Genomic DNA, 22,532 nt, shown 5'->3' with positions numbered 1-22,532 from the left:
GCCTATCCCAGATCGTCGTAATCCGCAGCCACCGCGCGCAACATATCCCGCATCAGGTCGGGATCCGCCGCATGAACGCGGCTCCAGGTTGAAATGAACGGCGTCTCAGACGGGTTTTCGAGGAAAACCTGCCCCGCCCGCATGATATTTTCGGCGAAGAGTTCGATCGACTGCTCTTCGCGGTGGCGGTCTATCGTCAGACCGTTCATCGCCGCGTCGTTATAGTAGCTTTCCAACAGATCCAGCGCGACACGGTAGTAAGTCGCCTTCAGCGTGCGAAACACGTGGGTGGTGAAGATCGTCCCGTCTGCGGCAAGCTTTCGAAAGATCGCCTTGCAGATGTCCGTCGACATGCGGTTCAGACCTGCTTTTGCATCGTCCGGGCTGAGATCCTGATGCTTGTGATCGTAGTTGTCGGCAATCTCCACCTGACAGACCGACTTTGGCGCCAGATTGCGCCAGGCTTCCGACAGAACACCGATCTCCAGCCCCCAATCTGACGGGATCCGCAGATCCGGCAAGACCGACGTGCGCATCGCGAACTCACCCGACAGCGGGTAGCGGAAGCTGCGCAGGTAGTCGATGTAGTCACGGTCGCCGATGACCTTTTTCAGCGCGATCAAAAGCGGGCTGACCAGCAGGCGCGTGACGCGACCGTTCATCTTCCCGTCCCCGATGCGCGGATAATAGCCCTTGGCCAGCTGATAGGGAAAGTTCGGGTTTGCCACCGGATAGACCAGCCGAGTGAGCATATCTCGGTGATAGGTGGTGATATCGCAATCGTGGATGGCCACCACATCGCTGTCCTGGCAGGCCATCAGATAGCCCAGGCACGACCAGACATTCTTGCCCTTGCCCGGCTCCGCCGGGTAAAGACCCATCCCTTTCAATCGCTCGCCCAGGGCCTTTTGCCGTGGGCTGTCGTTCCAGATCACGACATGATGCTGCGGTAAGGCGCTGAAATAGGACACGGCATGGCGGTATTGCTCCTCATCGGCGCGGTCGAGCCCCACTATGACGCGGTGGAGATAAGGCACTTCCGCCAGTTCCTTGACGATCTGGGCCAAGGCCGGCGCTTCGAGTTCCGAATAAAGCGACGGCAGGATCAAAGTAATCTTGCGGCTCTGCGCGAATGTCGTCAGCGCATGGGTCATAGCCTCCATCGGCGCTGCGCGCAGATTGTGCATCGTGGCAATATTGCCGTTCTGGTGAAAGTCAGCCATGCCGCTCTCCTTTGTCTTGATATCCCAGCTCATCCAGCAGCAGGCCCAGCGCACGGGCCCAGCCTGCCGGTCCCGGCTCCTCCGCCAAAGCAATACGTCCTTCGGACTGCTCGATCAGATCCGACATGTCCGGCGCGTGCGGGTTTGGAATAAGAATACCACGATCGGCCGCCAACAGCATTTCAGCGTCATTCGGTGCATCGCCCAGCGCCACCGTGAAGGATGCGCCGTATTGAGAGGTGATCTCGCTCAGGCGATCCGCCTTCGTCGTGCCTGCGCCAAGGGTCAGAAAGCGCCCGCCGCGTCGGGCTGTGATCGCGAATGCCTCAAGAGCTTCGACAAAGCTGTCCTCTCCGGGTCCGCTCCACAATCCCGGCTCCGTGAACGCGCGCTCCTTGGCCAGCACGGCGTCCGCCTCTGGCAGACCGGTGACCTCGCGCACGCGCGCGACACTCATATCCCCAAAGCCTTCGAAGCGGGATCGGAGATCGGGGGGCATCCGGTCCAATGCGTCCCGCAATCGCCAATAGCCGGAGCGGTCAACACGGCCTTCTACCCCACCGGGCACAATACCCCCGCCGTTTTCACAAATCATCGGAGCGTGCGAGAACCCGATAGCCTGACGAATGGGGGCCATCTCTCCGGCGGTTTTGGAGCTTGCGAGGATCAAGGGAATGCGGCAACTGGCCAACCGCTCAAGAGCCGGCTGCGCTGGCGCATAGCTGTACGTCTCATGATCCAGAAGCGTTCCATCCAGATCGGTGAAAACGACCAAATTCACCTGTTCCATCCCTCGTCCGTCCGTCAAGACTGACCCTTTTTCCCGAAACACCCAAGGTTATGGCCCCCGTCTCTGCGGTTTCGGAGATCATTTGCACAAGAACGCGCCACCCTGAGAGACGTTCCCTGCAAAGGGCATCTTTTCAGCGACGACATGTCCGGGTTCAGACGGTCTGAAACAAACGATCGTTCATAAGCCGCGCCATATCCAGCATGCGGGCGGAAAAACCCCATTCGTTGTCATACCACCCGAAAATCCGCACCTGCCGCGATCCCAGCACAAGGGTTTCGGGCAGGGTAAGCACGACAGATTCAGAACGTCCCCGCATATCCGTCGAAACATTGGGATGGCTTGTGACGCCGATCACCGGGGACGCTTCTGCCATGCGAGCCAGCGCCCCTGTTACATCGGATGGCACATCGCGCATCACCTGAATTGTCAAATCCACCGCGGACACGCTTGCAGTTGGGACGCGGACAGCCGCGCCTGAGATGCGCCCGGCCAGATCGGGAAGGATCTGATCAATCAGCTTGGTCGCGCTGGTGGTCGTCGGCACCATGGAAAGGGCACCCGCGCGGCTTCGCGCGAGATCCGTACGCGGGGCGTCAACCATCGGCTGACTTCCCGTATAGCAATGAATGGTCGTCATGTGGGCACGCTCCACCCCGAGCAGCGCGTGCAGAGACCGCATCAGGGGCGCCAGAGCGTTGGTTGTGCAGGATGCGTTCGAGACGATCCGCTCCTCTTTCAAAAGCGCCTCATTCGCGCCCATGACCAGCGTGATGTCGGCCACCTGCGAGGGTCCCGAAATCAGCACAGCGCCTGCGCCCGCGCGCAATCCACGCTCTGCAAACTCGCGTGTCTGCGCCCTTCCGGTGCATTCCAGCAAAATGTCGACGCCAGAAAGGTCCAGGTTCGAGATATCCGGCAAGGATGTGAAAGGCACCCGCTGCCCGTCAATCGTCAGCGCGTCGCTCGACGCTGCAACCTCTCCGGGATAGGGTCCAAAGACGCTGTCGAACTGGAAAAGGTAAGCGCAGGTTTCAAGCGGCGCGACATCGTTGACATGGACCACCTCGATACGGTCCGCACCCACGCCTGTCATGACCTGTCTCAGAAGGGTTCGGCCAATCCGGCCGAGCCCGTTGATTGCGACACGCACAGATCTTGTCATGCGGAAGAGCCTCCAGCCGAATGCCCAAGTGCTAGGACAAGCGCCGGAGAACCACCAGAAAGAGATTGTATCGCTACAAGGCCGCCTCTGTCGCGACGCCCTCTGCGATGGCCAGATCCAGCACCGAAGCGGCCGCAGACAGATCCTGCAGGGCGACACCGGTGCCATCAAACAGGGTGATCTCGTCATCGCTTCGCCGCCCCGGATGTGCCCCGTTGATGACCGCACCGATTTCGGTGATGGCGTCTTTGGTCAGGATGCCCTCGGCCACCGCATGCTGGGCCTCTCCGATCGAGGTCGATTGCGCAATTTCGTCGGTGAAGACCGTGGCACGGACCAGAAGTGCCGGATCGACCTCCTGTTTGCCGCGTGTATCGGTGCCCATGCAGGCCAGATGTGTGCCGGGGCGCACCTGATCCGCGTTAAGAATGGGCGCGAAGGACGACGTGATCGATATGATCACATCGGCCTCTTGCCCGAGCGTGTCCAGACTGACAGCTTCAAAGGGCAGGCCAAGCTCTTCTGCGGTGTCGGCAAGGCGCGACAGCGTTTCAGGATGTAGGTTCCACCCCACCACCTTGTCGAAACTGCGTTGCTGGACAGCCGCCCGCATCTGGAATGCCGATTGATGGCCTGCGCCAATGATGCCGAGGACCCGTGCATCCGCGCGCGCCAGATGTTTGATAGACACGGCCGAGGCGGCGGCGGTCCGCAGGGCGGTCAAAGCATTGCCCCCCATCGCGGCCTTGCATTGACCGGTATCTGCATCGAACAGGAACACCGTGGATTGATGATTGGTAAGGCCCTTTTGTTCATTATCCGGCCAATAGCCGCCAGATTTCAGCCCAAGATGCAGGCCCGCGCGGTCGAACCCGGATTTAAAGCCATAGAGTGCATCGGCATGGCCAATCGCTTCACGAATGACGGGAAAATTATACGCATCCTCGCGTGCCATCGCCGCGAAGGTCGCTTCGACAGCCTCAAAAGCCATCTCGGGTGTGATGAGGCGCGCGACTGTCGCCTCTGGTACGATCCACATTGTCTTGTCTCGGTCCTTTTCGGAAGGATCAGTAGGCTTTACCTCGGGCGGATACGGGCCAAACCACTTCGACCTTGCCGTCACGCACGCCGACATACCAATCGTGAACATTGCAGGTCGGGTCGCAATGGCCCGGAACAAGGCGCAGCTTGTCGTTTACCTTAAGTCGACCGTCCGGATCGGCGACAACGCCATGTTCGTCGGAGCATTTCACGTATTCAACATCCGTTCGTCCAAAGATGACGGGCAGACCGCTGTCCACCGATTGTGCCTTGAGCCCGGCATCGACGATAGCCTTGTCCGCCTTTGCATGGCTCATCACGGAGGTCAGGATGAAGAGTGCGTTTTCCCATTCTCCTTCATCGATGCGATTGCCGTCCTGATCCAGAATACGACCGTAGTCCGCATCCATGAACGCGTACGAGCCGCATTGCAGTTCGTTGTATACGCCAGAGTTACCCTCGAAATAGTAAGAGCCTGTGCCACCTCCCCCGACGATGTCACATTCCAGACCTTCGGCTTTCAACGCCTCGACCGCATCGCGTACCATGGCAACCGCCACATCGATTTTCGCCTTTCGGTCTTCGTATTCATCAAGATGCTGCATGGCGCCCTGATAGGCCTGCAGACCTGCAAAGCGCAGCCCTTCTGCCGCGTCGATGGCCTTTGCGATCTCGACAACATCAGAGGTGCGCGTCACACCGCAGCGCCCTGCTCCGCAGTCAATCTCCACCAGACATTCGATTTGGGTCCCGTGCCGTGCGGCAGCCGCGCTGAGATCGGCGACATTCGCCAGATCGTCCACGCAACAGATCGCCCGGGCGCCCAGCTTGGGCAGGCGCGCCAGCCGGTCGATCTTGGCCGGATCGCGCACCTGGTTGGACACCAGCACATCCTTGATGCCCCCGCGTGCGAAGACCTCGGCCTCACTGACTTTTTGACAGCAGACACCACAGGATCCGCCCAGTTTTTCCTGCAGCAACGCCACGTCGACGGATTTGTGCATCTTGCCGTGCACACGATGCCTCACGCCCATTTGCCGCGCGAGCTGTCCCATCTTCTCGACGTTCCGCTCAAGCGCGTCGAGGTCGAGGACAAGGCATGGGGTCTGAATATCCGCCTCTGCCATACCGGGCAGGGCTGGGACATCAAAACCAACCTCTAGGTTCTCGAAGGTCGCAGGTGCGTTCATGGTCCTCTCCTCTCTCAAAGCAGCCAAGGCAGGCGATCAAGATCGACATTCCCGCCCGTGATAATCACGCCTACACGTTTGCCCGCGAAGCGCTCCTTGTTTTTCAGAATGGTGGCCAGCGGCACCGCACAACTCGGCTCCATCACGATTTTCATCCGCTGCCAGGTCAGTTTCATTGCCTCGATGATCTCTTGTTCGCTTGCCGTCAGGATGTCCGCGACGTGGTTCGAAACGAAATGCCAGGTCAGCTCTTTGAGCGGGACCTTCAGCCCGTCCGCAATGGTCTGCGGCGCATCATCCGCGATGATATGTCCGGCCTTGAAGCTGCGATAGGCATCATCGGCCTGTTCGGGTTCCGCTGCAATGACCTCTACCTCTGGCGCCAGATGAGACAGGGTCAGGCAGGTGCCCGAAATCATACCTCCGCCCCCGATCGGGGCGATCACCATGTCAAGGCCATCGGTCTGTTCCATCAGTTCGCGGGAACAGGTCCCCTGTCCCGCGATAACCCGGGGGTCATTGTAAGGATGAACAAATTCGGCACCTGTTTCGGCGACCACTTCTTCAAAGACGGCCTCACGGCTGGATGTCGATGGTTCACATTCCACGATCCGTCCACCGTACCCACGCACGGCCGCCTTTTTCGCCTCTGGCGCGGTCCGTGGCATGACGACAGTGCAGGGGACACCACGTCGCCCTGCGGCATAGCTGAGTGAGAGCGCATGATTGCCCGAGCTGTGCGTCGCCACGCCCCACTCTAGCTGGTCTTGCCGCAACCCGAAGACCGCGTTCGATGCCCCGCGCACCTTGAACGCGCCCGCCTTCTGGAAGTTCTCGCATTTGAAGAACAGCTCGGCTCCGGTCAACTCATCAAAATAGCGAGACGTCAAAACCGGCGTGCGATGAATATGCGGTGCAATCCGCTCGTGCGCGTCCAGCATATCCTGATAGGTTGGAAGGGTCAGGTCCGACATATCCTTCATCACGCAGCCTCCCTGTGAGGTTCACTGGCACCCGTTGCATAGACACGCTGGGCCGCCGCAACGCCTTGTCCCAGTTTGATATCCATCCCCAGATCCACCATGCACATTTCGGCGGTCGCAAGGCCGCTAAGCATCATGACATCGGTCAGCGACCCCAGATGCCCGATGCGAAAGACCTTGCCAGCGACCTCTCCCAAGCCGACGCCGAAGGCGACACCATATGTCTCGGCGGCGTGGTTGACGATCCGGGTCGCATCAAACCCGTCGGGCGTGCGAATGGCACTGACCGTGTCGGAGTAAAGCTCCGGCCTGCGGGCGCAAAGCTGCAGACCCCAGGCCTGTGTCGCCGCCCGGACCCCATCCGCAATACGCCGATGGCGTGCAAAGACATTGTCCAGGCCTTCATCAAGCAGCATGTGTGCGGCAACATTCAAGCCGTTCAACAAACCCACAGCGGGTGTGTACGGATACCCTCCGGTCGCATAGCTGTCTGCCATATCCCGGACATCAAAGAAGGTGCGCGGTAGCGTGGCCTGCGACACAGCGGCCATTGCTTTCGGGCTGAAGGCGACAATCGCCAGGCCAGCCGGCATCATGAAGCCCTTTTGCGAGCCCGCAACGGCGATATCGACACCCCATTTCTCAAACTCGAAATCAACCGATCCGATGGAGCTTACACCGTCCACCAACAGCAGTGCCGGATGATCCGCCGTATCCAACGCCGCGCGCAGCGCTGCGATATCCGACAGAACGCCGGTGGCGGTCTCGTTATGGGTGGCCAGGATGGCCCTGATACGATGCTGGGTGTCTGCGGTCAGGATCTCTTCGTATCGTTGCGCGGGCAACCCTTCGCCCCAGGGGACATCGAGAACCTGCACATCCAGGCCATGGCGCTCGCACATATCGATCCAGCGGTGCGAAAACATGCCGTTGCGCGCCGCCAAGACCCGATCACCAGGGCTGAGCGTGTTGGTCAAGGCGGTCTCCCACCCTCCGGTGCCGGTTGAGGGGAACACGAAAATCTCCGCCTGCGGCGCCTTCATCACGTGTCGCACGGCATTCAGTGCCGGGTGCAGGATATCCCGAAAAGCCGATGAGCGATGATCCAAGGTCGGCATGTCGCATGCCCGCCGAACAACTTCGGGTATGTTTGTCGGGCCGGGAATGAAGGCCGGGTTTTGGGTGATCATGAACGCTCCTCCTACCGCTTTTGCTTAAGGTGCCAGCAACGACATAAGAGAGCAATTTTTTTGAAAAAATTTTTCATTTTTTGAGAAAGGCGATAAAAGTGTTTACTTTTATGTATTTATATTTTTTCATAATGTGAAAAATTTTTTCAGGAATGATATGAACGATTCATCTTCTCGACGCGCGCGTGGACGACCACGCGATTGGAGCGACAAAACCGAACAAAACACGATCAAGTCCCTTGATCGTGCCCTGGAGGCGCTTCAACGCCTGGCGGAGATGGGCGGCGCCACGTTGTCGGAACTTGCCGGCGAATTGGATCAGGCCCCCGCCACTGTTTACCGCATGCTGATCACGATGGAGCAACGGGGCGTCATCGAGTACGATGCAGCAGGGCAGATCTGGCACATCGGTCCCCAGGCTTTTCTCATTGGATCGCATTTTCTCAGGCGCACCAGTCTGGTCGAGCGCGCCCGCCCGATCCTGCGCGCCCTGATGGAACAGACCGGCGAGACCGCCAATCTCGGCATCGAGAAAGACGGTAAGGTCCTGTTTCTCAGCCAGGTGGAAACACATTCCAGCATCCGCGCCTTTTTCCCGCCCGGAACGATCTCTCCCATGCATGCCTCGGGCATTGGTAAGGCTTTGTTGGCGCAGTTCATGCCAGACCGGCTGGAGCGGTATCTGGACGCACATGCCCTTTCGGCCTTTACCGAACATACGCTGACCGACCGGTCCGACCTGATCGCCGATCTGGCGCATATTCGGGACCGGGGATTTTCCATCGATGCGGAGGAGCGCAACCTGGGCATGAAATGCGTCGCCGCTCCGGTCTTTGATCTGCATGGTGAGGCCAGTGCGGGTCTTTCGATATCGGGTCCATCAAGCCGCATGGACCAAGTCTCCGTCGATGATTTTGGCGCGAAGGTCCGGCAGGCGGCAGATACGTTGACAAACGCGATAGGCGGATCTCCGCACACGTATAAGTTGACCTAAGGGAACTCGAAAAACAAACATTGTTCAGCACTAGCGCTTTAAGCAATGCAACCCCATGTTTGCAAAGTGCTCATATTTTAGAGCATACTTTCAGCAAACACAGACCTTTTGAACATGGCGCGCGCAAAGAACATCCTTTTCATCATGTTCGACCAACTGAGATGGGACTATCTGAGTTGCGCCGGACATCCTCACCTTGAGACACCGCATATAGATGCGCTTGCGGCGCGGGGCGTGCGCTTTTCACGTGCCTATATACAGTCGCCGATCTGCGGGTCATCACGCATGTCGACCTATACAGGCCGATACGTGCACAGCCATGGCGCGTCCTGGAACGGAATCCCGCTGAAAGTGGGTGAGATGACCATGGGTGATCACTTGCGCGCGCTGGGAATGGGCTGCCACCTTGTCGGCAAAACCCACATGCGGGCGGATGCGGACGGCATGGCGCGCCTGGGCATCGAGCCCGACAGCCTGATCGGCGCGCGCGTCGCGGAATGCGGTTTCGATGTCTTCGAGCGGGACGACGGCATGCTGCCTGAAGGCCCGGATGGATCCTACGATCCCGACGGCGCCAAGGCCTACAGCGCCTATCTGCGCGAACAGGGGTATGACAGCGACAATCCCTGGCACGACTTCGCGAACTCAGCCCTGGATAATGACGGGAATGTCTTGTCCGGCTGGTTTCTCAAGAACGCGTCAAAGCCCGCCAACATAGAAGAGCAGCACAGTGAGACGCCCTATCTGACACGTCGCGGTATGGAGTTCATCGCACAAGCCGAAGGACCCTGGTGCTGTCATCTGTCGTATATCAAACCGCATTGGCCCTATATCGTGCCTGCGCCTTACAATGCCATGTATGGCCGCCAGCACATCCTGCCACCCGTCCGCAGTGAGGAAGAGCGCGACAACGCCCATCCGGTTCTAAAGGCTTTCATGCAGACCTTTGTCGGGCAGGCCTTCTCAAAGGACCACATCAGGGATGCCGTGATCCCGGCCTATATGGGCCTGATCAAGCAGGCCGACGATCAAATGGGGGTGCTTTTCAACTGGCTGGAGGAGACAGGGCGCATGGAGGACACCATGATCGTTCTGACCTCGGACCACGGTGACTTTCTGGGCGATCACTGGATGGGGGAAAAGACATTCTTCCACGACGCCTCAACCAGGGTCCCCCTGATTGTCTATGACCCGTCTTCCGACGCGGATGCAACCCGTGGAACGGTCTGCGACGCTCTGGTCGAAAGCATCGATCTGGCGCCAACATTCATCGAGGTCGCGGGAGGTGACGTGCCATCCCACATTGTGGAGGGCCGCTCTCTCCTCCCGATCTTGCACGGAAAGCAGACCGAAACAGACCGCGAGTTTGTGATTTGCGAGTACGACTATTCAGGATCGCCCCTCGCGGAGACGCTGACGGAAACCGTGCGCGATGCTGTGATGTTCATGGTCGCGACCAAGGACTGGAAGCTGATCCACTGCGAAGGCGGTTATCGCCCGATCCTGTTCGATCTGCAGAACGATCCGGATGAGCTCGTCGATCTGGGGGACAGCCCCGACCATGGTGAAATCATCGACATGATGTACCAGCATCTTTTTCGATGGACGCGGCGCACCGCGCAACGGACCACACGGTCCGATGCGCAGATGATCGACATGAGAACGAACAGTCGCGGGCGCGGTGTGATCATCGGCGTTTACGATGAGAACGACGCGCCACTGGAGCTTACGGTAAAGTATCGCGGCCGCAAGGCCCACGCTTTCACTGATCGCAAACCCAAGGACGCCTCAGGCGCTTAGCTCGACACTCTCGTCCGCAAGGTGACAAGCGACACGGCCGGATCCTAGGGTCCGGAGGTCCGGTCTTTCGGTTTTGCAACGTGCCACTGCGATTGGACATCTGGGGTGAAATGCACAACCTGACGGCGGATTGATCGGATCCGGGATCTCACCCTGTGGCGGGGGAACATCGCGGCCAAAGCTGTCCATCCGTGGTGCCGCCGCCAACAGCATCTGCGTATAGGGATGCTTGGGTCCCTCAAAAAGCGCGTCTGGCTCGGCTTCCTCGACGAGTCGGCCCAGATAAAGAACACCGATCCGATCCGCCATATGGCGGACAACGGTCAGGTCGTGGCTGATAAAGAGATAGGTCAGACCAAGATCGTCCTTGAGATCGGACATCAGGTTAAGCACCTGCGCCTGCACCGACACGTCCAGGGCCGATGTGGGCTCGTCGCAAACGATCAATTTCGGCTCGGACGCAAGCGCCCGGGCGATCCCGATCCGCTGGCGCTGCCCGCCAGAAAACTCATGCGGGAACTTCACCGCGTCCTCCGGCGCAAGCCCCACCTGTTTCAACAAACGCGCCGCAAGGCCCTTGGTGTCACCACCCCGCGCTGCCACCGGTTCCACGATGATATCTCCAACACGCCAGCGCGGGTTAAGCGAGGCATAGGGATCCTGGAAAATCATCTGGATATCCGACCGGACAGCGGCAACTGCCTGAGCATCCGTTTCCGTTGCCAGGTCAACGCCCCGGATCTGTACGCGACCTTCCGAGGGTGACAACAGCCCGACAAGGATCTTCCCGATCGTGGACTTGCCCGACCCGGACTCTCCCACCAGCGCATAAACGGTGTTTTCCCGAATATCGAAACTGACATCCGACACCGCCGTCAGCATGCGTTTTGGCAAACGCTCCAGCAGACGGTTCAGCCAGGGTTTGGACACGTCGAAAACACGGCTCAGGTTGCGAATGGAGACAAGGCTCATGCCGCGATCTCCTCTGCCGCGAACCAGCAGGCGGCGCGTCCGCCACAGGTTTCCAGCGTGGGACGCGGATTGGAGCGGCACTTGCCCTCGGCCTTGGGGCATCGCGGATGAAAGGCGCAGCCGTCCGGCAACTGGCCCAGCCGTGGCATCGATCCGGGGATCTGATGCAAACGGGCCTGGCCCTGAGCGGCCATCGGCATCGAGCCGACCAGCCCTTCGGTATAGGGGTGGCGCGGGGTAGTCAGAACCTCCCGAACCGGGCCCAGTTCCGCCAGTCGGCCAGCATACATGACCGCCACCCGGTCCGCCGCTTCGGCTATGACACCCATGTCATGAGTGACAAGGATGACCGATGTGCCCCGTTCGCGGCAGAGGCGTTTCAGAAGGGCGATGATCTGGGCCTGCACGCTGACATCCAAAGCGGTCGTGGGTTCGTCGGCAATGACCAGAGAAGGTTCGGCACAGAGAGCCAAAGCAATAACGACGCGCTGGCGCATGCCGCCGGAAAACTCATGCGGGTATGAGTTGATGCGTTCCGCTGCGGCGGGAATCCCAACCTCTTCGAGACTTGCCACGGCGCGGCGCTGCGCCTCGGCCCGACTGACATCGAGATGCTCCAGAATGGTCTCGCTCAATTGCTCGCCAATGGGCAACAGGGGGTTCAGAGAGGTCAGGGGGTCCTGAAAGATCATGCCGATCTCTTTGCCCCGGATTCTGCGCATCTCTGCCATCGACAGGGTGTCGATGCGTTTGCCGTTCAAATGCACCTCCCCGCCTGTGATCCGCGCGGGCCGGTCAAGCAGGCCGATCACGGCATTGCCCGTCATGGACTTGCCCGCGCCGCTTTCGCCGACAACGCCCAGGATTTCACCAGGCGCCAGATCATAGCTGACCTGATCCACAGGCCGAAGCAGCGCGTGACGGGTTGGGATTTCGACAATGAGATCGCGAACAGAGAGAACAGGTTGGGTCATGAGACGAGCACGTCCATTTCAGTTTTCCCGGTCGAGCCCGCGTCAGCAAGGCGATAGGCCACTACAACCAATGGGGCTGGACCGACATCGATAACGGCTTCGGAGGCGGTCCGCCCTACGTCTTTCAGTTTTTCCAAAAAAGCCGCCTTCAGCTTGCAGGACAGGCCGATCTGCGAGACGAAAGATAACAGAGAAGATGCGAGCGCCTGCATCATCGCAACCTCGGGTTCAGCGCGTCCCGCAGCCAGTCACCCAGTAGATTGACCGCCAGAGCGAGGGCCAGCAGGGTCACCGCCGGGAAAAACAGGATCCACCACTCGCCGGAAAAGAGGAAGCCCTGCCCGATCCGGATCAGTGTCCCCAGCGATGGCTGCGTGGGGGGAGCGCCGACACCAAGGAAACTGAGCGTCGCCTCGGCGATGATCGCCAAAGCCAGACTGATCGTGGCAATCACGAGGACGGGGGACAGGATGTTCGGCAGGACATGTTTCACCATGATCGCCGGTCCGCCGCGTCCGATCATTCGCGCGGCCTGCACATATTCCTTGTTCTTTTCAACAAGGGTTGCCCCGCGCACGACGCGTGCGAACTGGACCCAGTCACTTAGCCCGATGGCCAGGATCAGCACCCAGATGGCCATCTGATCGCGATATTCCACCGGCGTAAATCCCTTGGCGATCCCGAAGATCAGCATAGCCACAAGGATGGACGGAAAGGTCAGCTGGACATCGGCGATCCGCATGATCAGCGTCTCGATCCATCCCCCCACATACCCGGCGATCAGACCAAGGGTTACCCCCAGTACCATGGCGAACAGCACCGCGGAAAACCCGACAAACAAGGAAATTCGCATGCCATAGAGGATCGTGGAAAAAACGTCCCGGCCTTGATCGTCTGTGCCCAGAAAAAACGTATCACCCGTGAACGCATTGGGCGTGGATGGCGGGGTGAACCCGTTCATCAGATTGAGAGAGGCGGGATTGAACGGATCATAGGGTGCAATAAGCGGGGCCAGAACCGCGCCAAGCACCAGGATCACAACAACCGCGAACGAGATGATCGCGACCGGGGACCGCCGGAACATATACATGAAGTCCGACTGCCAGAACTCCTTCAGGCGGCTGCGACGCGATGGTTCAGGCAGCGTTTCGGTCAGATCGGTCATGCGGTCCTCCCATCCACCCGCAAGCGCGGATCAATCGCAAAATATAGCAGGTCCACGATCAGATTGATGGCCACGAACATCACCGAAATCAGCATCAGGTAGGCGGCCATCACCGGGATATCGACGAACTGGATCGCATTGATAAAGAGAAGGCCCACACCCGGCCATTGAAAGACCGTTTCGGTAATGATCGCAAATGCGATGATCGAACCCAGTTGAAGGCCCGTCACGGTGATCACGGGTACCAGGGTGTTCTTCATCGCATGACGGAAGTTCACGGCCCTCTCGCGCAAGCCACGCGCGCGGGCAAAGCGAATATAGTCCTGGCGCAGCACTTCAAGCATTTCGGAGCGAACAAGCCTCATGATCAAAGTCATCTGATAAAGGCCCAGCGTGATGGCCGGCAAGATCAGGGCCATGAGGCCGCTCTGGGTCAGAAACCCGGTCGACCAACCTCCGATCATCACGGTCTCTCCTCGCCCAAACGATGGGAGCCAGTCCAATTCCACCGAAAACACGTAGATGAGCAATATTCCGATCAGAAAGGTTGGTAGTGACACGCCGACCAGACTGAGCGTCATGATCGTATTCGCCAAGAGGCCGTTTCGTCGGATCGCGGTCAAAACACCCAGGCCGATGCCCAGCACAATCGCAAAAAGCCCCGACACCGCCGCCAGTTCCAACGTTGCGGGCGCCCGTTCGGCAATGATGGTCGCGACGGGGCGGCCCTGACGATAAGAGACGCCAAAATTGCCCTGTACGGCCCCTTCGAGAAACTTGAAATACTGCACGACAAAGGGCTGATCGAGGCCAAGTTCCGTGCGCAGCCGGTCGATATCGGCTTGGGTCCGCTCTTGCCCAAGCATGTTGTCAATCGGATCGCCGACAAAGCGAAACATCGAAAACGCAACCAGTCCCACCACAAGCAGAACGATGGCCGATTGAAAGACCCGACGTATAACGTAAGCAAGCATTCTGCGGTTCTCTACCAGAGCGTGGGTGGGGTCAAGTCACGCTTTGGCGTCGCTGCGTCACTGCGGATCAACCCGCACATTTGATCAGCATGACCACGTAAAAGATGCTGTTGTGATGGCGCGTCGCGGTGATCGTGGCATCAAATACGCTGATCCGCTGATGGGCGACGTGACGACATGTCGTCGTATGTGTAATCCCGCTTTTCAGGATGTCATCGGGAGCGACCGCGATTTCCAGATCCAGCCCGGCATAGTCAAAGATACCCCGGTTCCAGGGACCGTATCTTCCCGCATCGAAGGCCGCACGCGCCGACTTGTTGGCATAGCGCACGACAAGCTCCCGATCGAGGATCAGGGTGTGCAGCGGTATGATCTCCAGGCCGGCCCTCAACTCGTTCTCAGGCAGGTTCAGCACGACGAAGCCATTGATCGGATCGCTCTGCGAGGCACGAGACGGAATGATCAGGCGCCGCCATGTCGAGACAAAGATCTGGTCTGGCGGCTGATGAACACTCAGCAACCGTTCCCCGCGCAATTGAACGGCCCCGTAGAGGGCGGAAAAGAACCGGCTGATATAGCCCGGAAAGCTGTCGGTGGTGCGCCCGGTCATATCGTTGCCGTACGTGTTGGCGATCCCGGCCCCGTAGTGCTCGTACCTGAAAATCGGGGCCGCGACCTCTGTCAGGACCATCAGCCATTCGGCCATCGCCTCAAACCGATCCAGCGAGAAACGGTCCCGCAGGATCGTGCCATTGCGATCCGACATCGGCTCGCAAAGCTCGACAAACCGTTCGATCAGCGGGTGGCCGGCGATACGGTGGTCGGGGTTCCAGATCAGAAGCGGAGCGGGCGCATCCATCGCGTCGAACAGCTCTCGCGCCGCCGCAAAATCACCATCTGCGAACGCGCGCGCAGTCTTGAGAAGCCACGGATGATCCGCGGCCGATGGTGGTGTCAGCGGCACAAGGTCAGGTGTCCTTATCGAGGTTCAGATCAACGCAACCACATCTCGGTTAACGTTTCGTAAACCTATACGGTTCACTCGCCGACCGTGATCCACCGCAGAATCAGGAAATTGTCCGGTCGTTGGGTCAGTTCGACATTGGCCTTCGTCCCCCAGATCAGCGGCTGCACGTAAAGCGGAACATATGCGTGTTCCGCCTGCAAAATGCCGGCCACTTCATCCAGCATGCCCTGCCTTTTGCCGTCGTCAATCTCGGACTGGATCATTGGCAGCAGTTCGTCCACCCGGTCACTGGAGTAACCGCCAAAGTTCCAGCTTCCCAACTTTTTCTCGGCATTCGGGGTCGATGCCAGAAAGCGAATGGGATGTTCGGCATCGAAGGTTCCGGGTGACCAGCCCAGAAGATACATATCAAAGTTATCCGCGCGCAGTTCCGGCCAATAATTCTGCACTGGCATCGCATCGAGTTGGGCCGTGATGCCGATCTGCGCCAACATACCGACCACGGCCTGGCAAACCGCCTCGTCATTCAAATAGCGATTGTTCGGGCATTTGAGGCCAAAGGCGAAGCCTTCGGGATATCCCGCATCCGCCAAGAGCCCTCGCGCCGCCTCGATGTCATAGGCCGGGCGTTCAGCAAGCCCGCCGGAAAAGCCGCGCATGGCCGGGCTGACCAACTGGCTGGCCGGTTCCGCGCTGCCGCGCATGATCGTTTGAAGGATCGCGGGCACGTTGACGGCGCGTGCCACGGCTTCGCGCACGCGAACGTCACGGAAGGGATTGGGCGCGCCGGCATCGTCCGCATATTTCAACGTCTCGGCCTCATGCGGGAACCCGAGCATGATGACACGGGCCTCGATCCCCTGCACGACGCGAACCTTGTCGTCGTTGGACAAGCGGGCGACATCCTGGATCGGCACGGGATCAATCAGGTCGACATCACCCGAAAGCAGAGCGGCCACCGCGGTTGCGGGGTTCTGGATCGGCGTGAACTCGGCCCGGGTGATATTGTGCTCGACCTCTCCCCACCAGCCTTCGAAGGGCTCCAGCACGGTTCGCAATCCGGGCTCGCGCGCGACCACGCGAAACGCGCCGGTGCCGTTGGCATTGAGCGTGGCATAGTTGCCATTTTCCTTGTCGGGCCGGGTCGCGCCATTTGCCTCTGCCCAGTCGCTGTCGAGGATCATCCAGTTGGCGATACTGTCAGGGAAAATCGGATTTGGCGCCGTGGTCAGGAAGTCGACGGTAAAGTCATCGACCTTTTGAACGTCGCTGACAGGCGCAAACCAGCTTCGCGTGTCCGAGGCTTCGTCCGAAGCCCGTTGATACGAAAAGAGAACGTCATCCGCATTGAATGCGCTGCCATCCTGGAACGTCACCCCTTGGCGCAGCGTGAACCGCCAGCCGGCGCCACCCTCAAGGGGCGTCCATGAGGTTGCGAGAGCAGGCTCAATGGTCATGTCCTTGCCCCGTCGGACCAGCCCCTCATAAACGTTGTTGAGAAAGCCAAGGACCGGCGCGGAATTCACCGCATGGGGATCCATGGTCTGGGGATCTGTCGTCGATGCCCAACGAAAGTCTTCCGCAAAGCCCGGCGTTGCGATCCCCAGTGTCAGTGCGACCGTGCACAAAATTCGATACATCATCAATCCCTCGCTTTTTGAATATCGCTCTTTTCGAATGCTGCGCATTGCGTGTGCATCGGTCACATCAATTGGCCGTGAACACAGCTATTGCCGGGCTTTCAATTCCTGAAGCGTGTACTTCCCGGCAATGAACCCGGTCGCGCCATCCACGTAACGTGGGTCCCATGGCAGGCATTTGGGTCCACAAAGCAGGCGGATTGTGCCCGTTTCTCCATCAATGTGCCAAAAACGCCCACCGGGCGTCGAAACATATCCATCGCTCTGTGCGGTCATGTCATTGAGCACATCAAACAGAGACGGGACCTCGTTGTCATAGCGTTTCAGAAACGCGCCGTGCGTATGAAAGCTGGCCACGACAACCGTTCTTGGATCTGGAAGAGGATACCGGCACTGCGCCTTTTGCCCACGGGCAACGCGCGTTGACACAAGCGAGCCATCGGGGCGCCGACCGATCAACCCGCAATACTCCCGATTGCCCTTGATCGATTTGGCCTGCAACTCGCGCAACAGCTGTTTTGCAAGCGCTTCGACCTGCGCATCGCTCGCCTGCACCGGGGACACCAGAACAAGCAGGCCAAGCAGCAAACCAAGCATCCGCATCGCGCGTCCCACCTTTCAGAAAGATCGCCCCGTCACACGATCGTGCAACGGGGCGCAAAAGATCCGGATCGTCGGATCAGTTCATGGTGAAGTATTTGAACTTCGGCACGTCTTCAGGGTCAACAACCGTTCCTACTTGCGAAGCCATACCCCAGTTCAGCACCTGGTGGTGGATCGGGATATAAAGGGCCTCGTCCTGCACGACCTGCCAGATGTCCGCGATCATCTGATCACGTTTGGGCAGATCGGTCTCCGACGCGAGCCCGACGATTTTAGCGTCCAGGTCGGGGTTGGAGAAGCGCGTGGCGTTCCAGGATCCGTACTTTTCCCCCTTGGTATGCACCAGGAAGTTAAAGACATATTCGGAATCATAGGTCGGCACGCCCCAACCCAGCATGTAGAAGTCGGTCTGCGTGGTGTTGATCAGCGGGAAATGCTGCGCTTTCGGCTTTGCGTCCAGGTTCACGTTGACACCGATCTGCGCCAGCATCGACACAGCAGCCTGACAGATCGCTTCATCGTTGATGTAGCGGTCGTTGGGACAGTCGAGCTGGATCGAAAATCCGTCGCCATAGCCGGCTTCTTCCATCAGCGCCTTGGCACCTTCGACGTCGGTCTTGGATGCGCTATCCATCTCCTCGGTCCAGCCGTTGACGAAGGGCGGTGCGATCATGCCTGCAGGGGCCGATTGCCCGCGCATCACGACCTGCTGGATCGCATCGCGGTTGATGGCCATGGACATGGCGCGACGTACACGCACATCCGCGAGGGGGTTGGCCCCTTCAACGTTGTCATTGGCAAGGTCCGCATCACCCATATTCATGCCGAAAAAGATCACGCGGTTTTGCGGAGCCGTGCGCACGTCCAGCCCATCGGCCCCAGCAACGCGCTGAAGGTCCTGCACGGGAACGTCCTGGATGAAGTCGACCTCACCCGACAACAACGCGGCGACCCGGGTCGCCGCGTTCTGGATCGGCGTATAGATGACCTCGGTCACCTGCATCGGGAACTCGTCCTTACCCCAGTAGTCTTCGTTGATCGTGATCACCGTGCGGACATCAGGTTCGCGGCTGACCAGCTTGTAAGGGCCGGTTCCGTTGGCATTCTTGGCGGCGAAGGTATCCTCGCCTCCCTCATAGTCCTGCACCTTCACGGCGTTGTTCGCCTCGGCCCAGTCCTTGTCCATGATGAACATGTTGGTAAGGTTGCTGGGCATGATCGGGTTGGGACCATCGGTCACGATTTCGATCACATAAGGCGATGGTGCCCGAACCTCGGTGACGCTGCCCAGAAGCTCTTTGAAGTCTGAATCGGGTGTCATGGCCCGCTCGAGCGAGAATTTCACATCCTCACTGTCGAACGTGGCCCCGTCGTGGAAGGTCACCCCCTCGCGCAGGTTGAACGTCCAGACGTTCGGGTCTTCCTCAGAGGGCGCCCAATCCGTGGCCAATGCAGGCACGATGGCGCCTGTCATGTCCCGAATGATCAAAGGCTCCATGATCTGGTGATTCAGCGCAGTTGTCGGACCTTCGTTCTGTGCATGCGGATCCAATGTCAGCGCATCGCCGGCACGTGCCCAGCGCAGCGTTTCCGCCTGGACCGCCGGAGCGACCAGGGCAATAGCCGTGGCCGCACTCAGTACTGTTCTGAGAACCATAAGTTACTCCCCGTTTTGATAACTGGCGCAGAGCTTAGCCTGCATCCTGTTGATTAGAAAGCCGCGTTCCGGGGCGAATGGCAAATGACTTTCCGCAAGGCCGACGCTGCGTCATCCTCCAACGCGTTCAAACTAGGCACGAAGCTCCGCACTGCGCGTGCGCAGTGCAATCAGGGGAGCAGCCCCTTCGCCCCGTCTCGCAGAACGAGGCCCCCGCGGCCTCTTCGCCAAGCTTTGCATGCGGCAAGGCGAAGTTAACAACCTGTGCGCAGCGGAGATGACCCATAGGCACTCCGTCAACTTCAATCGGCTACTCCTCTCTCCGCGCCGACTGATGATCTCCTTCAATCTCCCGGTCCGGCTCAGATAGCGTCTCTCCCATGATGCCTCCCACGCCGTTGGGGTGGAGAAAGCATCCGAACCTGAGCGGGGCAATGTCGCCTTAGACGAAGCGATTCACATAATTTTCCAGTTTTTCCTGCTGACCGGAGCGTGGCTTCGGGTCGATCTCGCCGCTGTTGACGCGGTCAAAAATCGCGTCGAAATCGCTCTCCAGCATGGCCTGTGCCTCGGGCGTGTCCCAGCCCGCGTACCGCGCCGTGAGGGCTGCCTCCAGCCCGCCATCCTCCAGCATGGCCGCAGCCGCTTTCAGTCCCCGCGCGCAGACATCCATCGCCCCGACATGCGCGGCGATCAGATCCTCCGGATCCAGCGACTGCCGCCGCAGCTTGGCATCGAAATTGGTCCCGCCTGTATCAAAGCCACCGGCCTTGAGGATGTGATAGTAAGTCAGCGCAACCTCCGGGACCATGTTGGGAAACTGATCGGTGTCCCAGCCCGACTGGTAATCGTTGCGGTTCATGTCAATCGAACCGAAGACGCCCAACGCGGCAGCCGTCGCAATTTCATGCTCAAAGCTGTGACCGGCGAGGATCGCATGCCCCTGTTCGAGGTTGAGCTTCACCTCATTTTCCAGGCCGTACCTTTGCAGAAACCCATAACAGGTGGCCGCGTCGTAGTCATATTGATGCTTGGATGGTTCCTGGGGTTTGGGCTCAACCAGAATCGTGCCGGTAAAGCCGATCTTGTGCTTGTACTCCACAACCATATTCAGAAAGCGCCCCATATGGTCGAGTTCCCGTCCCATATCGGTATTCAGCAGCGTCTCATATCCTTCGCGCCCGCCCCAAAGGACGTAGTTCTGCCCGCCCAGCCGTTGCGTTGCATCCATGCAGGCTTTTACCGTAGCGGCTGCATAGGCGAAGACATCCGGATCGGGATTTGTCGACGCACCCGCCATCCAGCGGCGATGGCTGAACATGTTGGCCGTTCCCCAAAGCAGACCGGTCTTACGATGCTCCATCTTCTCGGCAAAATAGTCGATGATCTCGTGGAAATTGCGCAACGATGCCGCGAAGGTCGGTCCTTCGGGGCGAATGTCCGCATCGTGCCAGCAGAAGAACGGAACGCCCAGAATATCGAAAAGGTCAAAGGCGGCATCGGCCTTTCGCTTGGCACGGGCCATGTCGTCCTGCGGGTGCCAGGGTCGTTCGAAGGTGGGACCGCCAAAGGGATCGCCACCCTCCCAGGCAAAGCTGTGCCAATAGGCGACGGCAAACCGCAGATGATCCTCCATTCGCTTTCCCAAGATCATCTCATCGGGGTTGTAATGCCGAAATGCGAGGGGCGAGCTGCTGTCCGGTCCTTCAAAACGAACGGGTGCGGTGTCGGCAAAGAAACTGGATGTCATGGCAAGGCCTTCAAAGCTGGATAAAGTGCCTCGAACGTCGCAAAAGCGTCTTCGTAGGCAGGTTGCAGGTCGGTTCGTGGTTCAATGGTCCGGGCAATCTCGGGCGGGACCATCACGTCATCGGGGGCCGCCCCTGTCGCGGCGCAGATCGCAAGCCGGGCCGCACCCATCGCCGCCCCGAATTCGCCCTGCCGTGGCAGATCAATCGGAAGGTCCAGAACCGTCGCAAGCAACTCGACCCAATATCGCGACTGCGCGCCCCCTCCGATCGCAAAGAGCCGGTCAATCCTTGTACCCGTGCCTTTCAACGCGATGTGGCTTTGCTTCATGGCGAATGCCACGCCCTCGAAAACCGCCTGGGTGAGGCCCGACCGGTCCGTGGCGATATCGAGCCCGACAAAGGCTCCTCTGACACCGCTGTCGTTATGCGGCGTTCGTTCGCCTGAAAGATAAGGACCAAAGCAGACTGTCCCGGGGCCCGAGATCTCTGCGCCCATCTCCCGCGACAGGTCCGAAGGGCTGGTGCCAAGGGTTCGGGCAAGCCAATTCAGGCTGTCTGTCGCCGCAAGGATTACCCCCATCTGATACCATCTGTCGGGAACAGCATGGCAAAAAGTATGGACCGCGCTCGCCGCATCCGGCGCAAAGCCGTCCTTGGCCGCCAGCAGAACGCCCGATGTTCCCAGAGAGACAAAGCCATCCCCCTCACGCAGCGCCCCGATCCCGCAGGCGGCGGCAGCGTTATCACCGGCACCGGCGGCCACGCAGACATCACCGGACAAGCCAAGTTCGCGGGCGCGTTCGGATGTCACCTTTCCAACGGGCGCTGTCCCCTCGTAGAGAGATGGCATGTGTTCGCGGCCCAGATTGGTATGCGCCAGCAAATCCTCCGACCAGTCCCTTTGCCCGACATCAAGCCATGACGTTCCCGCGCTGTCGGACATGTCGGCGCTGTAGGTGCCGGTCAGCCACCAGGTCAGGTAGTCTTTCGGCAGGAGCACTTTCGCAACCTGCGCAAAAATCTCCGGCTCCTGCTCGGCCACCCAAAGAAGCTTCGGCGCGGTGAAACCGGGAAACACGATATTGCCTGTCCGCTCTCGAAACCCATCCACCTTGTCCAGCCGGCCGGCCTGTGCATGGCTGCGCGTGTCGTTCCACAGAATGCAGGGCCGCAGAACCTCGCCATTCGAATCCAGAAGGGTCGCGCCATGCATATGCCCGGCAACCGCGATCCCGGTGATGTCAGTCAGATCGGCCTTAGCCGCAAGCTTGGCAAAAACGGTCCGCGTGGCGATGATCCAGGCCGCCGGATCCTGCTCGCTCCAACCCGCATGGGGTCTTTGCACATCGTAACTTGCCTCTGCGCTGGCGATGACGTGACCGTCTCTGCCGATCATCAGGGCCCGCAATCCGGACGTGCCCAGATCCAATCCGACAAAGGCGGTCATATGCCA

General features: G+C 59.4%; 20 protein-coding genes. 2 read left to right on the top strand and 18 right to left on the bottom strand.

The window, feature by feature from the left end; translation table 11 throughout:
* Positions 1–2 precede the first annotated feature (2 nt).
* From CFI11_RS05050 to bhcA, 7 genes are all read right to left on the bottom strand, one after another.
* Positions 3–1,223, bottom strand: coding sequence for a glycosyl transferase (locus CFI11_RS05050; RefSeq protein ID WP_130403672.1), 1,221 nt, complete (start codon positions 1,221–1,223; stop codon positions 3–5).
* On the bottom strand, positions 1,216–2,013 hold the full coding sequence (locus tag CFI11_RS05045; RefSeq protein WP_130403670.1) for a mannosyl-3-phosphoglycerate phosphatase: 798 nt from the start codon (positions 2,011–2,013) through the stop codon (positions 1,216–1,218). Before CFI11_RS05045 ends, CFI11_RS05050 begins: the two co-directional genes overlap by 8 nt.
* 154 nt (positions 2,014–2,167) lie before the next feature.
* Complete coding sequence (locus CFI11_RS05040; protein ID WP_130403668.1) at positions 2,168–3,178, bottom strand: type I glyceraldehyde-3-phosphate dehydrogenase; 1,011 nt, start codon at positions 3,176–3,178, stop codon at positions 2,168–2,170.
* A 73-nt stretch (positions 3,179–3,251) separates the two neighbouring features.
* Positions 3,252–4,217 carry an iminosuccinate reductase BhcD gene (gene bhcD / locus CFI11_RS05035; RefSeq protein WP_130403666.1) on the bottom strand — a complete coding sequence of 322 codons (966 nt, stop codon included), beginning with the start codon at positions 4,215–4,217 and terminating at the stop codon, positions 3,252–3,254.
* Positions 4,218–4,245: 28 nt separating this feature from the next.
* Entirely contained in the window at positions 4,246–5,409 is a 1,164-nt protein-coding gene (gene bhcC, locus CFI11_RS05030; RefSeq protein WP_130403664.1) for a 3-hydroxy-D-aspartate aldolase BhcC, read from the bottom strand.
* A gap of 14 nt (positions 5,410–5,423) precedes the next feature.
* On the bottom strand, positions 5,424–6,392 hold the full coding sequence (bhcB, locus tag CFI11_RS05025) for a beta-hydroxyaspartate dehydratase BhcB (protein WP_130403662.1): 969 nt from the start codon (positions 6,390–6,392) through the stop codon (positions 5,424–5,426).
* Complete coding sequence (bhcA, locus tag CFI11_RS05020) at positions 6,392–7,582, bottom strand: L-aspartate--glyoxylate aminotransferase BhcA (RefSeq protein ID WP_130403660.1); 1,191 nt, start codon at positions 7,580–7,582, stop codon at positions 6,392–6,394. Before bhcA ends, bhcB begins: the two co-directional genes overlap by 1 nt.
* 157 nt (positions 7,583–7,739) lie before the next feature.
* Here bhcA and bhcR point away from each other — a divergent pair, with 157 nt between their 5' ends.
* Both bhcR and CFI11_RS05010 read left to right on the top strand, forming a co-directional pair.
* Positions 7,740–8,576 (top strand): HTH-type transcriptional regulator BhcR, encoded by an 837-nt coding sequence (gene bhcR / locus CFI11_RS05015; protein WP_130403658.1) that lies wholly within the window; start codon positions 7,740–7,742, stop codon positions 8,574–8,576.
* Between the two features lie 114 nt (positions 8,577–8,690).
* A complete protein-coding gene (locus CFI11_RS05010; protein ID WP_130403656.1) occupies positions 8,691–10,376 on the top strand; it encodes a sulfatase-like hydrolase/transferase in 1,686 nt (561 codons plus the stop codon).
* On the opposite strand, the gene CFI11_RS05005 is transcribed toward CFI11_RS05010, so the two are convergent.
* From CFI11_RS05005 to xylB, 11 genes are all read right to left on the bottom strand, one after another.
* Positions 10,365–11,348 carry an ABC transporter ATP-binding protein gene (locus tag CFI11_RS05005; protein ID WP_130403654.1) on the bottom strand — a complete coding sequence of 328 codons (984 nt, stop codon included), beginning with the start codon at positions 11,346–11,348 and terminating at the stop codon, positions 10,365–10,367. The genes CFI11_RS05010 and CFI11_RS05005 overlap by 12 nt on opposite strands.
* A complete protein-coding gene (locus CFI11_RS05000) occupies positions 11,345–12,322 on the bottom strand; it encodes an ABC transporter ATP-binding protein (protein WP_130403653.1) in 978 nt (325 codons plus the stop codon). Before CFI11_RS05000 ends, CFI11_RS05005 begins: the two co-directional genes overlap by 4 nt.
* The gene (locus tag CFI11_RS04995) at positions 12,319–12,537 is read right to left on the bottom strand and encodes a hypothetical protein (RefSeq protein WP_130403651.1); all 219 of its coding nucleotides are present in this window, start codon (positions 12,535–12,537) and stop codon (positions 12,319–12,321) included. Before CFI11_RS04995 ends, CFI11_RS05000 begins: the two co-directional genes overlap by 4 nt.
* Positions 12,534–13,487, bottom strand: coding sequence for an ABC transporter permease (locus CFI11_RS04990; protein ID WP_130403649.1), 954 nt, complete (start codon positions 13,485–13,487; stop codon positions 12,534–12,536). The genes CFI11_RS04995 and CFI11_RS04990 overlap by 4 nt, the downstream gene beginning before the upstream one ends.
* Complete coding sequence (locus CFI11_RS04985) at positions 13,484–14,461, bottom strand: ABC transporter permease (RefSeq protein WP_130403647.1); 978 nt, start codon at positions 14,459–14,461, stop codon at positions 13,484–13,486. The genes CFI11_RS04990 and CFI11_RS04985 overlap by 4 nt, the downstream gene beginning before the upstream one ends.
* A gap of 67 nt (positions 14,462–14,528) precedes the next feature.
* Positions 14,529–15,425, bottom strand: a complete 897-nt coding sequence (locus tag CFI11_RS04980; protein ID WP_130403645.1) for a hypothetical protein — start codon at positions 15,423–15,425, stop codon at positions 14,529–14,531.
* Positions 15,426–15,499: 74 nt separating this feature from the next.
* Entirely contained in the window at positions 15,500–17,068 is a 1,569-nt protein-coding gene (locus CFI11_RS04975; RefSeq protein WP_130409932.1) for an ABC transporter substrate-binding protein, read from the bottom strand.
* 87 nt (positions 17,069–17,155) lie between these two features.
* The gene (locus tag CFI11_RS04970) at positions 17,156–17,671 is read right to left on the bottom strand and encodes a DUF4329 domain-containing protein (RefSeq protein WP_130403643.1); all 516 of its coding nucleotides are present in this window, start codon (positions 17,669–17,671) and stop codon (positions 17,156–17,158) included.
* Positions 17,672–17,747: 76 nt separating this feature from the next.
* Positions 17,748–19,328 (bottom strand): ABC transporter substrate-binding protein, encoded by a 1,581-nt coding sequence (locus CFI11_RS04965; RefSeq protein WP_130403641.1) that lies wholly within the window; start codon positions 19,326–19,328, stop codon positions 17,748–17,750.
* Positions 19,329–19,770: 442 nt separating this feature from the next.
* Positions 19,771–21,078 carry a xylose isomerase gene (gene xylA / locus CFI11_RS04960; RefSeq protein WP_130403639.1) on the bottom strand — a complete coding sequence of 436 codons (1,308 nt, stop codon included), beginning with the start codon at positions 21,076–21,078 and terminating at the stop codon, positions 19,771–19,773.
* Positions 21,075–22,526 carry a xylulokinase gene (gene xylB, locus CFI11_RS04955; protein WP_130403637.1) on the bottom strand — a complete coding sequence of 484 codons (1,452 nt, stop codon included), beginning with the start codon at positions 22,524–22,526 and terminating at the stop codon, positions 21,075–21,077. Before xylB ends, xylA begins: the two co-directional genes overlap by 4 nt.
* Positions 22,527–22,532: the final 6 nt, after the last annotated feature.

Source organism: Thalassococcus sp. S3, assembly GCF_004216475.1.
In the GTDB taxonomy this organism is placed as follows: domain Bacteria; phylum Pseudomonadota; class Alphaproteobacteria; order Rhodobacterales; family Rhodobacteraceae.
The sequence above is the reverse complement of the archived record's forward strand: the minus strand, read 5'-3'. Positions and strand labels throughout refer to the sequence as shown.

Coding starts and splice junctions, on each gene's coding strand:
- CFI11_RS05050 (WP_130403672.1), bottom strand. CDS start 1,223: ATGGCTGACTTTCACCAGAACGGCAATATTGCCACGATGCACAATCTG.
- CFI11_RS05045 (WP_130403670.1), bottom strand. CDS start 2,013: ATGGAACAGGTGAATTTGGTCGTTTTCACCGATCTGGATGGAACGCTT.
- CFI11_RS05040 (WP_130403668.1), bottom strand. CDS start 3,178: ATGACAAGATCTGTGCGTGTCGCAATCAACGGGCTCGGCCGGATTGGC.
- bhcD (WP_130403666.1), bottom strand. CDS start 4,217: ATGTGGATCGTACCAGAGGCGACAGTCGCGCGCCTCATCACACCCGAG.
- bhcC (WP_130403664.1), bottom strand. CDS start 5,409: ATGAACGCACCTGCGACCTTCGAGAACCTAGAGGTTGGTTTTGATGTC.
- bhcB (WP_130403662.1), bottom strand. CDS start 6,392: ATGAAGGATATGTCGGACCTGACCCTTCCAACCTATCAGGATATGCTG.
- bhcA (WP_130403660.1), bottom strand. CDS start 7,582: ATGATCACCCAAAACCCGGCCTTCATTCCCGGCCCGACAAACATACCC.
- bhcR (WP_130403658.1), top strand. CDS start 7,740: ATGAACGATTCATCTTCTCGACGCGCGCGTGGACGACCACGCGATTGG.
- CFI11_RS05010 (WP_130403656.1), top strand. CDS start 8,691: ATGGCGCGCGCAAAGAACATCCTTTTCATCATGTTCGACCAACTGAGA.
- CFI11_RS05005 (WP_130403654.1), bottom strand. CDS start 11,348: ATGAGCCTTGTCTCCATTCGCAACCTGAGCCGTGTTTTCGACGTGTCC.
- CFI11_RS05000 (WP_130403653.1), bottom strand. CDS start 12,322: ATGACCCAACCTGTTCTCTCTGTTCGCGATCTCATTGTCGAAATCCCA.
- CFI11_RS04995 (WP_130403651.1), bottom strand. CDS start 12,537: ATGATGCAGGCGCTCGCATCTTCTCTGTTATCTTTCGTCTCGCAGATC.
- CFI11_RS04990 (WP_130403649.1), bottom strand. CDS start 13,487: ATGACCGATCTGACCGAAACGCTGCCTGAACCATCGCGTCGCAGCCGC.
- CFI11_RS04985 (WP_130403647.1), bottom strand. CDS start 14,461: ATGCTTGCTTACGTTATACGTCGGGTCTTTCAATCGGCCATCGTTCTG.
- CFI11_RS04975 (WP_130409932.1), bottom strand. CDS start 17,068: ATGTATCGAATTTTGTGCACGGTCGCACTGACACTGGGGATCGCAACG.
- CFI11_RS04970 (WP_130403643.1), bottom strand. CDS start 17,671: ATGCGGATGCTTGGTTTGCTGCTTGGCCTGCTTGTTCTGGTGTCCCCG.
- CFI11_RS04965 (WP_130403641.1), bottom strand. CDS start 19,328: ATGGTTCTCAGAACAGTACTGAGTGCGGCCACGGCTATTGCCCTGGTC.
- xylA (WP_130403639.1), bottom strand. CDS start 21,078: ATGACATCCAGTTTCTTTGCCGACACCGCACCCGTTCGTTTTGAAGGA.
- xylB (WP_130403637.1), bottom strand. CDS start 22,526: ATGACCGCCTTTGTCGGATTGGATCTGGGCACGTCCGGATTGCGGGCC.